This is a genomic window from Hydrotalea sp., from assembly GCF_049968455.1.
Lineage (GTDB): Bacteria > Bacteroidota > Bacteroidia > Chitinophagales > Chitinophagaceae > Hydrotalea.
Window position 1 is genome coordinate 76,910 of record NZ_JBMFQT010000010.1, and the last position, 14,140, is coordinate 91,049.

Sequence of the window (14,140 nt, forward strand, 5' to 3'; positions counted from 1 at the left end):
TTTGTATGCAACAGTTTTTATTTTAAAATGAAATTTTATTGATTATTTTTTTTCAGATGAATCGCCCAAAGGTTTGTCTTTGGCCATATCAACCAATATTGGCGCAGCTACGAAAATAGAAGAGTACGTACCGGTAATTACACCAATTAACATGGCAAATGAAAATCCACGGGTTACTTCACCACCAAATATGAATAATATTAACAATGTTAAGAATACGGTTAATGAAGTCATAATGGTGCGACTCAATGTATCATTAATTGATTTGTTAATAATGGCGCCTTTTGATGCACCTTTCATTAAGTGGCTATTTTCCCTAATTCTATCAAATACAATTACAGTATCGTTCATTGAAAAACCAATTACGGTTAGAATGGCCGCAATAAAATGCTGATCAATTTCTAATGGGAATGGTACAATCTTCCTAAAGAAAGAGAATACAGCTAAGGTTACACATACGTCGTGCATTAAAGAGAATATGGTACCCAATGAATAACGCCAATCTCTGAATCGAATAAAGATGTACAAACAAATTATGATTACAGCAATAATGGTTGCTTTCTTAGCACCGGCTTTCAGTTCATCTGAAATGGAAGGTTGAACTGTTTGTGAACTTTGTTTAAACTTCTTATCGAAATCGTAATAAGTTGTTCCTGCGGGCAAGAAATTCTTTAAACCCTCATAAATAGTGTGTTCCACAATAGAATCAGTATTGGGCTTTGCTTCCTTAATTAAATAGGCAGTGGTAATGTTTAACTGATTATTGGTTCCCACAGTTTTAATGATGGGTAATTCACCACCCAAAACAGGTCTTAAAGCATCAGCTAATTGTTGTTGATTAACTGTTTTGTCAAATTTAATAGTGTAGCTTCTACCACCCTCAAATTCTACCCCTTCATCAAAACCATTGAAATAAGAGGCAATACCCAAAGCAAATACAATTGCAGATATTACATAAGTAATTTTTCTGTATTCAATAAATTTAAATGCAGAGTGCTTAAATATTTTTCTTGAAATACCGGTGAAATAATTAAAGTGCCTTTTTCTGGTCATGTATATATCTGTAATCATTCTTGAAACCAGAATACCACAGAATAATGACAGTAGGATACCTATAATTTGGGTGGTTGCGAAGCCTAAAACAGGACCCAAACCAAAATAAGCAAGTATAATAGCGGTTAACAAGGTTGTAACGTGAGCATCTAATACCGGAGCTAAAGAACGTTTATAACCATCATTAATAGCATTTTGATAGCTTTTACCTTTAGTAAGTTCTTCTTTAATTCTTTCAAAAATAATTACGTTCGTATCTACCGCCATACCTACGGTTAATACTAGCCCCGCAATACCGGCTGCTGTTAAAGTAAAGCCTAATGCACTTAAAATACCAATTGTAAATAATAAGTTTAAGATAAGTGCAATGTTAGCCACCCATCCACCAGTATTATAATAAATTAGCATTAAAGCAAATATTACTAGGAATGAGATAAAGAAAGCTAATGCACCACCTTTAATAGCGGCAGTACCTAAGGTAGGACCAACAATTTGTTCTTGTACAATTTTGGCAGGAGCTGTTAATTTACCACTGGTTAAAATTTCAGCTAAGTCCTGAGCTTCTTTAACAGTATAGTTACCTGAAATTTGTGAGTTTCCGGTAGTTATAGCATCATTTACATTAGGTGCAGAATAAACAAAGTTGTCTAATACAATTGCAATAGGTTTATCAATATTTCTGGCAGTCATTTTTGCCCAAATATTGGTACCTACATTATCCATCGACATGCTAATCACTACACGTCCTCGTTCATCATTATCCTGACGAGCATTGGTAACGTGTTCACCTTCTAATTCGGCCTGACCATTATCTAAAGTTTTAATAGCATATAAATTCAAGAAGTTTTTAGCTTTTGGATCGTTGCTAACATTATCAGGCTTACCATACATAAATACTAGATTAGATGGGAATTTGCTTTTCACAATATCCATCTGCATGTATTTATTAAAAGTGCCGGTATCCTTCACTTGTATCATGGCAATTACACCTGGATATACAACTTTTCCAGCAGCATTGCGATAGGGTTGAGGGCCAGGTAATAATAATCTTCTTAATGGGTTCTCATTGTTTTTAAAAGTAGTAGAATCAGTAACGGTATTGCTGCTTTTGTTTTCACTAGCTGTTAATTGTGATAAAGTAGCAGTTTTTGTAGTATCTGTGTTTTGAGTTGCTGCTGTTGAAGCAGTTGGTTTCTGAACTTTAGCAGTATCAATTGCTTTTATGCCATTCAAATAATCTTGTAATGCTTTATCGGCATTCAGTAATCCATTCACCAATTCAGGGCTTTCGGCAGTATATACCTCAAAAAACTGAAGGTTTGCAGTTGATTGCAAGTAATTTCTTACCCTCTCAGGATCAGTTATACCGGCCAATTCAACGTTGATAATTCCTTTTGCGGGATCAGGATTGATGTTAGGAGATGATACACCAAACTTATCTATACGTGTTCTTAAAACTCGTAAAGTATTGTTGAAAGCTGAAGTAGCTTGTTCTCTTAAATAATTAATTACATCATCGTTTGATGAGTTGTATTTTAATTTTCCATTGCTTCTAGCAACAAAATAGGGTGCTAGTTGAACATTGGGATTAACTTTTTTGAATTCATCAACAAATAAAGTAATTAAATCAGCTCCGCTATTGGCTTTTTTGTTAACAGCAGCTTCTAAAGCCTGATTGAATTGAGGGTCTTTAGAATAGTCAGCCAATGACTTAATTAATGCATCTAATTGCACTTCCAAAGTAACACTCATACCTCCCTGTAGGTCTAAACCAAGTAGTAACTCTTTATCTTTTGCACTACGATAAGTTGTTAAACCAAAGGGGCCAATTTTAAAATCCTGAGTACTATCAATTAATCTTTTGTACTCAGCCTCTTTCAATTGTTTTAAAGTGTCAGCATATTGATCGCGTAAAGTAGGGTTGTCGGCATACTTTACCATAGGAGATGGGAAGGCCTGAATGTATTTTTCGGCCTTGTTTTCCATAGCACTTTCATGACTTTTTACAATCCATGTAAAAGACAGCTGATAAATACAAATTAAAATAAGAGCAATCGTAAAAAATCGCACTAAACCTTTCAGTTGCATACTAGTAAGGGTTTATTAAATTTTAGAGTGGGCAAAGATAGGGGAATGGAAATGATATTTAATTAGAAATTAACAATAGTAAACAGGTGTTAAAAAAATTATTGAACATCTACCAGGTTAATATCAAAAAAAAGTGGTGCATTAGGAGGAATTGGACCTGCTCCTGTGCATCCATATGCCAATGACGAAGGAATTACAATTTTAATTTCTCCCCCTTTTTTTATGAACGGTAACGCAATTTGCCAGCCCGGAATCAATGAATTCAATAACCAACCTGTTTGGGCTGCATTAGTTTGTGCGTCAAAAGTAGTTCCATTCAATAATTTTCCGGAATAGGTAATGAATACTCTTGAATTAAGCGTAGGAGCGGCGCCAGTTCCCGGATTAATAATTTGGTACATAATGCCACTAGTATCCGTTTGATAAGTTATACCATTAGCCGTGCAGTAGGCAGCCATAGCATTTTTTTCGGATGCTACTGAAGCAGGTTGACAAGGTTGAGTGCCTGAGTTAGATTTGGAACATGCAGCAAAAACAAAAGCGGTAATACAACAGTAGAAAAGTGTTTTAATCATTATGGAAATTTAAGGGTTATTCTCTATGGTGTTTAAATTGTTTGTTGAATTTTGGTTGTTGGGTGAATTGTTTTTATTGATTCTTTTTTGTTTCGCCAGTAATTCTAAATAGTACTGCTGGTTCATTTCCCATCTATAATTACGATATAAAAATGCCATGAATATGGCCAAAATTAAAATAATGAATAATAAAAAAAAGGGATTCAATTTGCTGTGCGCTTCCATGTCGGCTCGTTCGTACCAACCGGCTGCTATAAGTAAAATTATTGCGGCACCTATACTCATTCCTAAAGAAAAACCTTTCAATAGCGATCGGGCTCCATGCTTTTGCTTTTCACCATTTTCTGCCCAGTATTGAATAAATTTTTCTTCTTTATCGGTTAACATGGCGCAAAATTAGTAGTTGCCATCCAAATAACAGCTGCTGAATGGTTAAAACAATAGTCAACAGTCCTGAATCGTTTTAGTTATCAAAGTTTTTATTCTATTTCATAAAAAAGAGCCTTTTTTAATGAAACCACTTATTTTCGTAATACTCAATTACAAAAATTAACTGCATGCGCCTACTAAAAAAGCATGGCATATTGGTTTTTTGGTTTTTTCTATTAGCCGATTGCTATTTAATATTAACGGAAAAAGAGAGCTTACGATACCTTACCAAACCCGTATTAATACCTGTATTATTATTTTATATTTTTCTGAATGCTAAACCTCATTTATTTAAACACACCAAAAAGTTTGTGTTTATTGCTTTTATATGTGCTTGGTTGGGCGATGTGTTTTTAATGGGCAAAGGTACTTTTTGGTTTATAATTGGTATGTTGGCTTTTATTGCCGCTCATTTAATTTGGGCAGCTATTTTTATACGCTTGCATAGGCCAGAAATAAAACACAGCCAAGAAGTTGTTATTGGGCTGGCTATTTTAATATGTTGGAATTATGTCATTTTTCACTTTATAGGCCCCAATTTGGGCAGCATGAAAATGCCTATTCTATTTTATATGGTTATTATAAGTTTAATGGCATTATCAACTGTAAATTTATTAGGAAGTAGAAGTAAACAGAATTTGGCCATTAATTTCTTTATTCCTGGTGCAATTTTATTTATGATTTCAGATTCTGTCTTGGCACTTAGAATGTTTTTATACACCGATGTTTCATTTTTAAGCGTAGTGGTAATGGTAAGTTATGGTTATGCCATTAGCTTATTGGCCGATGGATTTGCTCATTATTTAAGAGGATAAAAAAAATCCTCATAAAATGAGGAAGGGGTTATTAAAGTCGTCATCTTTCTTACACAATAGTGTGTTTATCCATATTTTAAAATTTTCAATCCATTTCATAAATACTCAAATTTAGCGGCTTAAAAATCGAAAAAAAATCCCGAAACAACTAAAAGTAATCATTCCGGGATTTATTTTGTATTTATAATAAAATGTTACGAATGGATTAGTAACCCATACCACCCATATCAGGTGCAGGATGAGCAGCAGGAGCTTCTGGTTTAGGCTTGTCTGCAATTACACATTCAGTGGTTAAGAACATTCCTGCAATAGAAGATGCATTTTCTAATGCCACACGACTAACTTTAGTTGGGTCAATTACACCAGCCTTAAATAAGTTTTCGTATTGTTCAGTTCTAGCATTAAAGCCAAAGTCATCTTTGCCTTCTTTAATTTTTTGAACTACTATTGAACCATCAACACCAGTATTAGTGGTTAGTATGCGAATGGGCTCTTCTAAAGCACGGCGGATAATTGCCATACCGGTTTGTTCATCGGCAATTTGACCTTTGATTTTGCCTTCCAATACTTCAATAGCACGAATATAGGCAACACCACCACCGGGTACAATACCTTCTTCAACAGCAGCGCGGGTTGCATGTAAAGCATCATCAACACGGTCTTTCTTTTCTTTCATTTCAACTTCAGTAGCAGCACCTACATACAATACAGCTACACCACCTGCTAATTTAGCTAAGCGCTCTTGTAATTTTTCTTTATCGTAATCAGAAGTTGTGTTTTCTATTTGAGCCTTAATTTGGTTAATTCTTGCAGTAATATCTGTTTTTTTACCTTTACCGCCTACAATGGTAGTATTGTCTTTGTCAATAGTTACAGAAGCAGCCTGGCCTAAATAGCTTAAATCAGCATTTTCTAATTTAAAGCCTTGTTCTTCGCTTACAACTGTACCGGCAGTTAAAATAGCAATATCTTGTAACATTTCTTTTCTTCTATCGCCAAAGCCTGGAGCTTTTACAGCGGCTACTTTAATAGTGCCACGTAATTTATTTACTACTAGTGTAGCTAATGCTTCACCTTCTAAATCTTCAGCAATAATTAATAATGGACGTCCACTTTGCGCAACTTTTTCTAAGATGTGCAAAATGTCTTTCATGGCAGAAATTTTCTTATCATAAATTAATATATAAGGATTTTGTAATTCTGCTTCCATTTTTTCGCTGTTGGTAACGAAATAAGGAGAAATGTAACCTCTGTCGAATTGCATACCTTCTACCACTTCAACAGTAGTATCTGTACCTTTAGCTTCTTCAACAGTAATTACTCCTTCTTTACCCACTTTTAAGAAAGCTTCAGCAATTAATTTACCAATGGTTTCATCGTTATTAGCTGAAATAGTAGCAACTTGTTGAATTTTTTTAGAATCATTTCCTACAGTTTGGCTTTGTGCTTTTAAGTTTTCAACTACTAAGCTTACAGCCTTATCAATGCCCCGTTTTAAATCCATTGGATTAGCGCCTGATGCTACCATTTTTAAACCTTCGCTAATAATAGCTTGTGCTAAAACAGTAGCAGTAGTTGTACCATCACCTGCAATATCGGCAGTTTTAGAAGCAACCTCTTTTACCATTTGGGCACCCATGTTTTCAATGGGATCTTCCAATTCAATTTCTTTTGCAACGGATACACCATCTTTAGTAACCTGAGGTGCACCAAATTTTTTTTCAATAACAACATTTCTGCCTTTGGGGCCTAAAGTAACTTTAACAGCGTTGGCTAATATATCAACGCCTTTTTTCATTTTATTTCTTGCTTCAATATCAAAGAAAATTTGTTTTGCCATCTTTTAATTTTTTAAAAGTTTGGGAATTTTTTTTTGTGTAAGAGTGATTATTAACGGCAATGAATGCTTTTACAGCAATTAAACAATTGCCAAAATGTCGCTTTCACGCATTATTAATAAGTCTTCTCCTTCAATTTGAATTTCAGTTCCGGCATATTTACCATATAAAACGGTATCGCCAACTTTTACGGTTAAAGGTTCATCTTTTTTTCCAGCGCCAACTGCTACTACAGACCCTTTTTGGGGTTTTTCTTTTGCTGTATCCGGAATAATAATACCACCTGCAGTTTTTTCTTCAGCAGCAGCAGGCTTAACAATTACCCTGTCGTGAAGCGGAGTAACGTTTAATTTTTTAGCCATACGTTATTGTTTTTTAAGTTTTTAAAGAAAACTGATTTAGAATGTCCCACATCTAGCCATTTTTATGCCACTCAATAGAAGCAAGCCAAATTTGCAGGTTTTATGCTTCAATTGCTCAATATGGTTGTGAATGCTGGCAGCAGAATGTATAAATGAATGACAAATAAAATTGCTTGTGTGTCAAAATTGCACCTCTACAAAAAAAATTGAGAAAAGCTATTACCACAAATCCATATAATCAGCACATACGTATGTTTTATAAAATTTGTTGTTATGCGCAGTAAAACAGTTGTAAAAAGTGTTTTGATTACTACACTGGTTCTATTTGTAATATTGGTTGTGCATATAATATGGGTTACAAGGCCAACAAAAACTAATGTTCCAAATGTGGCTATGGCTCGTATAGATTTTCAAGCTCCATTAAATGATATTCAAGGAAAAGCAATAACAGCATGGCTTTATGCACAAAAAGGAGTTACGCATGTATTGTGCAATACTTCTTCAAAAATTGCTGTTTTCACTTTTTATCCATCTCAGGTAAATGCTACTCAATTGGCCAAGCAACTATCCGGGTACATGCAAATTCCGGCTACTCGGTACTTACCCGATAAAGAAGAAATTGACAATGGATGCCCGGTTGTATCCATTTCAACCCAACAAAAAATAGAACAATTAGCTCATTGGTTCTTTCATTCTGTCAACAATTAAAATCAAATAATATGAAAAAAGCAAAAATCACTTTATTAGTGGCATTTTTAGGTATCTTTTTGGCATTTGGCAGTTCGTGTAAAAAATCAAATAGTGCACCAAGTATGCCGCAAACATTGTACGACTCATTAGGCGGAACTGCCATGGTACCCGATCCGGCCATGCAAGGTGCCATGATTGAGAAAGGCCGTTTAGGTATTCGATCGGTTGTGGATAGTGCTATTTTTGTAATAGCTGCCGACACCAACATAAATGGTTATTTTAAAGTTTTATTGCAAGAAGTTTCTTCCGGAAACTTAAGTGGGTTTAATGCATTAAGTAAGAATTTAACCGACTTTTTTTGCGTAGCAACAGGTGCCAAAGATTTTTCCTATACCGGAAAGGATATGGTTTCAGCGCATAATCCAGCTACAAATCCAAGAATGAATGGGAAGGCCATGAATGACGATTTTGATTCTTTTGTGGCTGATGTCGTTATTGCTGCTAAAAAAAATGGGCTGCCTGATTATTTAATTGCCCGATTGGGAACTATTATAAACTCTGTTCGTTCTCAAGTGGTGCAAGCATAACAAATCCCTGCTTTTTAATAACACTTAAGCATTATAATGAATAGCTATGTTGAAAGTAAACATAGCTATTTTTATTTTAAATTGTATCTGTTTAAATGCATATCATTATAGTAATAATTTGCACTTGCATTTGGAAACTACGTATAAACCATTACTTTTGCTGCCACTAAAACAGTTCTTTTAGCAATGATTAGCAGACGAAATATACGTGTTAAAGTAATGCAATTACTGTATGTAATTGAAAGTTCTAAGGAGTCAGAAAACATTAAAAATCCCGTTCAACAATTAGAAAATAATTTTAAAAAAACAAGCGATTTGTTTGTTTACATTATTTATTTTTTAGGCGAAGTTGCTAAATACGCCGAACAGGATGCCCGCATAAAAGCTAATAAACATATAACTACCATTGACGATTTAAATGTAAGTACAAAAATTGCTGGCAACAATGTGTTATGGCAAATATTGGAATTACCTGCTATTCAACTTGCTATTAAAAGTTTGAATCCTGCTACGTTTATTGATAGTGAATTAGTACGTAAACTTTATTTACAAATAGTAAATACACCTGAATATAAAACTTATGTAGCTGAACAAAGTCGTGATATACGTAACGAGAAATCTATTTTACTTTTCATATTGAATGAATGCATTTTACCGAATGAAGATTTTGAAACCCATGTGGAAGATGTATTTCCAAATTGGCAAGATGATGGCGAAATGATTATGCAGTTTGTGGCTGAAATGATTCAAAAGCCGGCAGCCAGTCATTTTCCGGAATTATTGGGTGAAGAAAAATGGAAATTTGCTAAAGATTTATTACTAACTGCCATTGACAAAAAAGAAGTGACGTTTAATATAATAAAACCCAAATTAAACAATTGGGATATGGATCGCATTGCTTTATTAGATATGATTATAATGCGTTTAGGGGTTTGCGAATTTTTATTTTTTGAAACCATACCGGTTAAAGTTACCATTAATGAGTATATTGATATTGCCAAGGAATACAGTACACCACAAAGTGGACAGTTTGTGAACGGTATTTTAGATGCTATTCATAAAGATTTGGCCAATGAGGGTAAAATAGAAAAAGTAGCCTATAAACCCGGTAACTAAAAAGTTGCACACATGAATTTTAGTAAAATTCTGATAATAGGTTGTTGTTACTTTATTATATTCGCCTGCCATTCCGGTAAGGCAGATAGTAACCCTGCTATGGCAGCTGCGTTTGATACCAGCCACTATACTATGGTTAAATGGATTGATAGTATTGTGAATTTTGGAACAATTACAAAAGGTGAACAGATAACGGTTCATTTTCGTTGTAAAAATATTGGTGCCGAGCCATTAATATTGGTAAATGTTAGACCTGTGTGTGGGTGTACTGTTGCAGATTATACGAAGCACCCAATAATGACCGGTTCTGAAGGTTTAATTGAAGCTGCGTTTAATAGTAACCATGTATCGCCAGGCAGTGTTTTTAAAACAATCATTGTCAATACTAATACCAAAAATGGCACTGAACATTATTTATTTTTTAGAGGAAATGTAACAACCGATTCAACAAATTCAACAAAATAGAAAACGTATTTTTCAAAACAATCAATAAAACAAAAACACATGTTCAATTTCAACATCATTTTAATGGCTGGTAATCCTCAACAAGGTGGTGGCTCAATTCAATTGTTTTTAATGTTAGCCATTATTGCGGTATTTTATTTTTTTATGATTCGCCCACAGGCCAAAAAAGCAAAAGAACAAAAGAAGTTTATAGATAATTTGCAAAAAGGTGACAAAATTGTAACCTTAGCCGGCATTCATGCTACTGTTTATAAAATAAATGAAGATGGTACTTTGCAGATTGAAGTAAACCCCGGTAGCTATTTAAAAATTGAAAAATCAGCTATTAGTATGGAATGGACTGCTGCTTTAAACAAAGCAACTGCTACCGCTGAAAAAAAATAAGAAAATATTTTAAAATTTTATACCCGGCTTTTATATTATAAAGGCCGGGTTTTTTATGTTTTGTAAACGAGATGAAGTAATTTTAAACATGCTTAAAATTGGTCTTACAGGTGGTATAGGCAGTGGTAAAACTACTGTGGCAAAAGTTTTTCAGGTATTCCAAGTTCCGGTTTTAGATGCTGATTCTGTGGCAAAACAATTAATGGAAGAAGATGCTTTACTAATACAGGCAATCACTCAACAGTTTGGTGCTGATGCTTATATAAATGGGAAGTTAAACCGCAAATTTATTGCCAACATAGTTTTTAAGGATGCAAAAGCATTACAGCAATTAAATGCAATTGTGCATCCGGCAACAATAGCCTATGCGCAAAAATGGATTACACAACAACAATCGCCTTATGTAGTGAAGGAGGCCGCATTGTTTTTTGAATCGGGTACCGATAAAGAAATGGATTATATGGTGGGCGTTACTGCACCTTTAGAACTTAGAATTAGCAGGGTAATGCAACGCGATAATATTACCAGGGAGGCCGTTTTAAACAGAATGAATAAACAAATGTCAGAAAATGAAAAAATGGCGAGATGCCATTTTGTTATTCAAAATAATGAAGAAAAATTATTAATACCACAAATATTTCAATTACACAGCCATTTCTTATCACTTTCAAAATAATGAATGAACTGCGTAATTGAAATTAGCAATAACGTACCATTAAAATATGTACTTTGCTGCTCTTGAAATTAAAGGTATTACAATGGTAGCAAAACCACCGGTAATAGCTGCATAACCTTCAATTTGTAAACGCGCAGCATCATTATAAATTGGAATAGTGTAATGAAAATTTAAACCAGTGGCAGCAATAACCAGCACAATTGTTAAAATACCCATTAAAATTACATAGATAATTCCCCCTGCCATTTTAAAGTTGGCATAAAAGAAATGATAGATTAAGCAAGCAATCATCATAAATAACATGGAAGAAAATATGATGGAAGAAACATTTATTAATTCAGAATCGGTAAAGTTGGTTAATGAACGTAATAAGAAATCGAATAATAAGTTAAGGATGGTTAATAAATATCCGGTTAAAACGCCAACTGATAAATGCTTAGAAAGGGTAGTTTGTTGAAAAGCGTATTCCATACATGTGTTTTTATAATGTTATAAAACGAATTATTTTGTAAAATTAAAGAATGTGATGCTGGTTTTAAAATTAAAATGTCATAAGATTAGACATATTGGCTTTATTTGGTAATGCGGTAGCACCATCTTTTTAATTTGCCCTCAAAATCGAAAGGGGTGGTGGCATTGGTAATATTTTTTATGATGCTTGCCCTAATATTTTCTTCATCCATTACAAATTTTGTATAGTTGGTGCTGAAGTAAATGGTGCTACCCGGCGTTAAAGCATGTAAAGCATCATTTAGTAAAGCAACATGGTCGCGTTGAATGTCTAAAATATCCTTCATGCGTTTGCTGTTACTGAATGTAGGCGGATCTATGATGATTAAATCGAAGCTATTGGGTTGTAAAGTTTTTAAATATTGCTTTACATCGGCATGAATAAAATGATAGGCTGCATTATTTTTCAATTTATTAATGGTAAAATTATCCTGCGCCCATTGTAAATAAGTTTTAGAAAGATCAACTGTAGTTACTGAACTAGCTTGACCAGCGGCTGCATACACTGAAAACGAACCGGTATATGCAAATAAATTTAATACACGTTTATTCAAAGCCTCGCTGCGCACCATTTGACGGGTAATGCGGTGGTCTAAAAATAAACCCGTGTCTAAATAATCGGTTAAGTTTACCAAAAATTTTAGCCCATTTTCCAAAACGGTAAAATATTGTTGGGCATCACCGGTTTTTTCATATTGATCGTTGCGATTGGCCTTTCGTTTACGTTGTTTAACGTAAATGTTTTCATTGGGTACATCTAAATGCATACTTATTATCTGCAAACAAGCTTCCAACCATTGTGTATGTTCTTCTTCCGACATTTTGTGTTTGCGGTGGTATTCGGCAACATATACATGGTTTTCATATAAATCAATACAAAAGGGAAATTCGGGTAAATCGTGGTCGTACACACGCCAACAAGTAATTTGCTGTTTTTGGGCAATTTTCTTTTTTCGTTTAAATACTTTATTCAGCCGGTTTTCAAACATTTCGGCTTTTTGGGGGGATAAAACGAAATTAGATTCAGATGATGAGGGCGTATTTTCCATACTGTTCAAAATTAATAGCATAGCCGCATTCAGCCATAAAATATTATTGTATAACCGGTTGAATAGCGCTTTGAACGTACAAGTGTGCGACGCAAGCGGAGCTTAATAGTAGTAACGAAGCCGGTAACAAAATTATTAGCAAGGGTGTAACTTACTGCTAATATATATGTGCTACCTTTGCAGCTTCTATGAAGGCAAAAACATTAAAACAAAACAAAATAAACATTATTACATTAGGTTGCAGCAAAAACCTGGTTGATAGTGAAGTGCTGAGCGGACAATTAGCAGCCAATGCTATACCGGTGGTGCATGAAAATAATAAAATTGACCATAACATTGTGGTGGTAAACACCTGTGGTTTTATTGATAAAGCGAAAGAGGAAAGTATTGACACCATTTTGAATCAGATTGAATTGAAACGCAGAGGGAAACTTGATAAGGTTTATGTAACCGGATGCTTGAGTGAGCGTTACAGAAATGATTTGGAAAAAGAAATTCCGGAAGTGGATGCCTGGTTTGGCACAATGGAGCTGCCGCTTATTTTAAAGGAATTGGGTGCAGACTATAAATCGGAATTACTGGGCGAAAGGCTTTTAAGTACTCCCAAACATTATGCTTATTTAAAAATTAGTGAAGGTTGTAATCGTACATGCGCTTTTTGTGCAATACCCTTAATGCGTGGTGCCCATGTTAGTAAACCAATTGAAGCAATTGTTGCCGAAGCCGAAGCGTTGGTGAAAAAAGGGGTGAAAGAAATTATGTTGATTGCGCAAGAGCTAACGTATTATGGTTTGGATTTATACAAAAAACGGTCATTACACAACTTATTGGAAAAATTGGCTGATGTGCAAGGGCTGGAATGGATTCGGTTGCATTATGCTTACCCCAATAAATTTCCTTTAGAAGTTTTAAAAGTAATGCGTGAACGAGATAATATATGCAAATATTTAGATATGCCTTTGCAGCATGCCAGTAACAATATGCTAAAGGCTATGCGCAGGAATAGCACCCGTGAAGAAATGAGTGCTTTAATTAAAACCATTCGGCAAAAGGTTCCGGGTATTTGTTTGCGTACTACTTTAATTGCCGGCTTTCCCGGCGAAACGGAAGCTGATGTAGAAGAATTAAAAAGTTTTTTAGAAGAACACAGGTTTGATAGGGTAGGTATTTTTACCTACAGCCATGAAGAAAATACAAGTGCCTATCGTTTAGAAGATAATATTCCTGCAGAGGTAAAACAGCAACGTGCTCAGGAAATTATGGAAGTGCAGCAGGAGATTAGTTTGGAAAAAAATATGGAAAAGGTAGGGAAGGTGTTTAAAGTTATTATTGATAAGAAGGAAGCCGGCCGATTTATTGGTCGCACGGAGTTTGATAGTGTAGAAGTTGACAATGAAGTAATTATTTCAACCAATAAAAAACTTTCTATTGGGCAATTTGTTAATGTTCGCATTACCAAGGCGTATGATTATGATATTGAGGGCGAATTGGTTGATGAATAAA

The 14,140-nt window shown here is 34.5% G+C and carries 15 protein-coding genes; 8 read left to right on the forward strand and 7 right to left on the reverse strand.

Features of this window, described 5'->3' with window-relative positions:
• Positions 1–42: 42 nt before the first annotated feature.
• The 3 genes from secDF to ACP5P5_RS08760 all read right to left on the reverse strand — a co-directional run bounded on the left by secDF (position 43) and on the right by ACP5P5_RS08760 (position 4,103).
• A complete protein-coding gene (gene secDF / locus ACP5P5_RS08750; protein ID WP_428285727.1) occupies positions 43–3,141 on the reverse strand; it encodes a protein translocase subunit SecDF in 3,099 nt (1,032 codons plus the stop codon).
• A gap of 98 nt (positions 3,142–3,239) precedes the next feature.
• On the reverse strand, positions 3,240–3,716 hold the full coding sequence (locus ACP5P5_RS08755) for an FKBP-type peptidyl-prolyl cis-trans isomerase (protein WP_428285728.1): 477 nt from the start codon (positions 3,714–3,716) through the stop codon (positions 3,240–3,242).
• A 9-nt stretch (positions 3,717–3,725) separates the two neighbouring features.
• Complete coding sequence (locus ACP5P5_RS08760; RefSeq protein WP_428285729.1) at positions 3,726–4,103, reverse strand: hypothetical protein; 378 nt, start codon at positions 4,101–4,103, stop codon at positions 3,726–3,728.
• 170 nt (positions 4,104–4,273) lie between these two features.
• On the opposite strand from ACP5P5_RS08760, the gene ACP5P5_RS08765 reads away from it, so the two are divergent.
• Positions 4,274–4,960, forward strand: coding sequence for a lysoplasmalogenase (locus ACP5P5_RS08765; protein ID WP_428285730.1), 687 nt, complete (start codon positions 4,274–4,276; stop codon positions 4,958–4,960).
• A gap of 205 nt (positions 4,961–5,165) precedes the next feature.
• Here the strand turns inward: ACP5P5_RS08765 and groL are convergent, their stop codons facing one another.
• Positions 5,166–6,800: a chaperonin GroEL gene (groL, locus tag ACP5P5_RS08770; RefSeq protein WP_428285731.1), complete on the reverse strand. Its 1,635-nt coding sequence runs from the start codon at positions 6,798–6,800 to the stop codon at positions 5,166–5,168.
• A 78-nt stretch (positions 6,801–6,878) separates the two neighbouring features.
• The gene (locus ACP5P5_RS08775; protein ID WP_111293270.1) at positions 6,879–7,160 is read right to left on the reverse strand and encodes a co-chaperone GroES; all 282 of its coding nucleotides are present in this window, start codon (positions 7,158–7,160) and stop codon (positions 6,879–6,881) included.
• A gap of 273 nt (positions 7,161–7,433) precedes the next feature.
• On the opposite strand from ACP5P5_RS08775, the gene ACP5P5_RS08780 reads away from it, so the two are divergent.
• The 6 genes from ACP5P5_RS08780 to coaE all read left to right on the forward strand — a co-directional run bounded on the left by ACP5P5_RS08780 (position 7,434) and on the right by coaE (position 11,078).
• The gene (locus tag ACP5P5_RS08780) at positions 7,434–7,868 is read left to right on the forward strand and encodes a hypothetical protein (RefSeq protein WP_428285732.1); all 435 of its coding nucleotides are present in this window, start codon (positions 7,434–7,436) and stop codon (positions 7,866–7,868) included.
• Between the two features lie 11 nt (positions 7,869–7,879).
• Positions 7,880–8,437, forward strand: coding sequence for a group 1 truncated hemoglobin (locus ACP5P5_RS08785; protein WP_428285733.1), 558 nt, complete (start codon positions 7,880–7,882; stop codon positions 8,435–8,437).
• Positions 8,438–8,623: 186 nt separating this feature from the next.
• Complete coding sequence (gene nusB, locus ACP5P5_RS08790) at positions 8,624–9,553, forward strand: transcription antitermination factor NusB (protein WP_428285734.1); 930 nt, start codon at positions 8,624–8,626, stop codon at positions 9,551–9,553.
• Positions 9,554–9,565: 12 nt separating this feature from the next.
• On the forward strand, positions 9,566–10,018 hold the full coding sequence (locus tag ACP5P5_RS08795; protein WP_428285735.1) for a DUF1573 domain-containing protein: 453 nt from the start codon (positions 9,566–9,568) through the stop codon (positions 10,016–10,018).
• A gap of 39 nt (positions 10,019–10,057) precedes the next feature.
• Positions 10,058–10,402 (forward strand): preprotein translocase subunit YajC, encoded by a 345-nt coding sequence (gene yajC, locus ACP5P5_RS08800; protein WP_428285736.1) that lies wholly within the window; start codon positions 10,058–10,060, stop codon positions 10,400–10,402.
• A gap of 88 nt (positions 10,403–10,490) precedes the next feature.
• Positions 10,491–11,078, forward strand: coding sequence for a dephospho-CoA kinase (gene coaE / locus ACP5P5_RS08805; RefSeq protein ID WP_428285737.1), 588 nt, complete (start codon positions 10,491–10,493; stop codon positions 11,076–11,078).
• A 39-nt stretch (positions 11,079–11,117) separates the two neighbouring features.
• Here coaE and ACP5P5_RS08810 read toward each other — a convergent pair whose 3' ends face one another.
• The gene (locus tag ACP5P5_RS08810) at positions 11,118–11,549 is read right to left on the reverse strand and encodes a hypothetical protein (RefSeq protein WP_428285738.1); all 432 of its coding nucleotides are present in this window, start codon (positions 11,547–11,549) and stop codon (positions 11,118–11,120) included.
• A gap of 101 nt (positions 11,550–11,650) precedes the next feature.
• A complete protein-coding gene (locus ACP5P5_RS08815; protein ID WP_428285739.1) occupies positions 11,651–12,637 on the reverse strand; it encodes a class I SAM-dependent methyltransferase in 987 nt (328 codons plus the stop codon).
• A 188-nt stretch (positions 12,638–12,825) separates the two neighbouring features.
• Here ACP5P5_RS08815 and rimO point away from each other — a divergent pair, with 188 nt between their 5' ends.
• Positions 12,826–14,139, forward strand: a complete 1,314-nt coding sequence (gene rimO, locus ACP5P5_RS08820) for a 30S ribosomal protein S12 methylthiotransferase RimO (protein ID WP_428285740.1) — start codon at positions 12,826–12,828, stop codon at positions 14,137–14,139.
• Position 14,140: the final 1 nt, after the last annotated feature.

Coding starts and splice junctions, on each gene's coding strand:
- yajC (WP_428285736.1), top strand. CDS start 10,058: ATGTTCAATTTCAACATCATTTTAATGGCTGGTAATCCTCAACAAGGT.
- ACP5P5_RS08810 (WP_428285738.1), bottom strand. CDS start 11,549: ATGGAATACGCTTTTCAACAAACTACCCTTTCTAAGCATTTATCAGTT.
- ACP5P5_RS08785 (WP_428285733.1), top strand. CDS start 7,880: ATGAAAAAAGCAAAAATCACTTTATTAGTGGCATTTTTAGGTATCTTT.
- ACP5P5_RS08775 (WP_111293270.1), bottom strand. CDS start 7,160: ATGGCTAAAAAATTAAACGTTACTCCGCTTCACGACAGGGTAATTGTT.
- rimO (WP_428285740.1), top strand. CDS start 12,826: ATGAAGGCAAAAACATTAAAACAAAACAAAATAAACATTATTACATTA.
- ACP5P5_RS08755 (WP_428285728.1), bottom strand. CDS start 3,716: ATGATTAAAACACTTTTCTACTGTTGTATTACCGCTTTTGTTTTTGCT.
- ACP5P5_RS08765 (WP_428285730.1), top strand. CDS start 4,274: ATGCGCCTACTAAAAAAGCATGGCATATTGGTTTTTTGGTTTTTTCTA.
- secDF (WP_428285727.1), bottom strand. CDS start 3,141: ATGCAACTGAAAGGTTTAGTGCGATTTTTTACGATTGCTCTTATTTTA.
- groL (WP_428285731.1), bottom strand. CDS start 6,800: ATGGCAAAACAAATTTTCTTTGATATTGAAGCAAGAAATAAAATGAAA.
- coaE (WP_428285737.1), top strand. CDS start 10,491: ATGCTTAAAATTGGTCTTACAGGTGGTATAGGCAGTGGTAAAACTACT.
- ACP5P5_RS08760 (WP_428285729.1), bottom strand. CDS start 4,103: ATGTTAACCGATAAAGAAGAAAAATTTATTCAATACTGGGCAGAAAAT.
- ACP5P5_RS08780 (WP_428285732.1), top strand. CDS start 7,434: ATGCGCAGTAAAACAGTTGTAAAAAGTGTTTTGATTACTACACTGGTT.
- nusB (WP_428285734.1), top strand. CDS start 8,624: ATGATTAGCAGACGAAATATACGTGTTAAAGTAATGCAATTACTGTAT.
- ACP5P5_RS08795 (WP_428285735.1), top strand. CDS start 9,566: ATGAATTTTAGTAAAATTCTGATAATAGGTTGTTGTTACTTTATTATA.
- ACP5P5_RS08815 (WP_428285739.1), bottom strand. CDS start 12,637: ATGGAAAATACGCCCTCATCATCTGAATCTAATTTCGTTTTATCCCCC.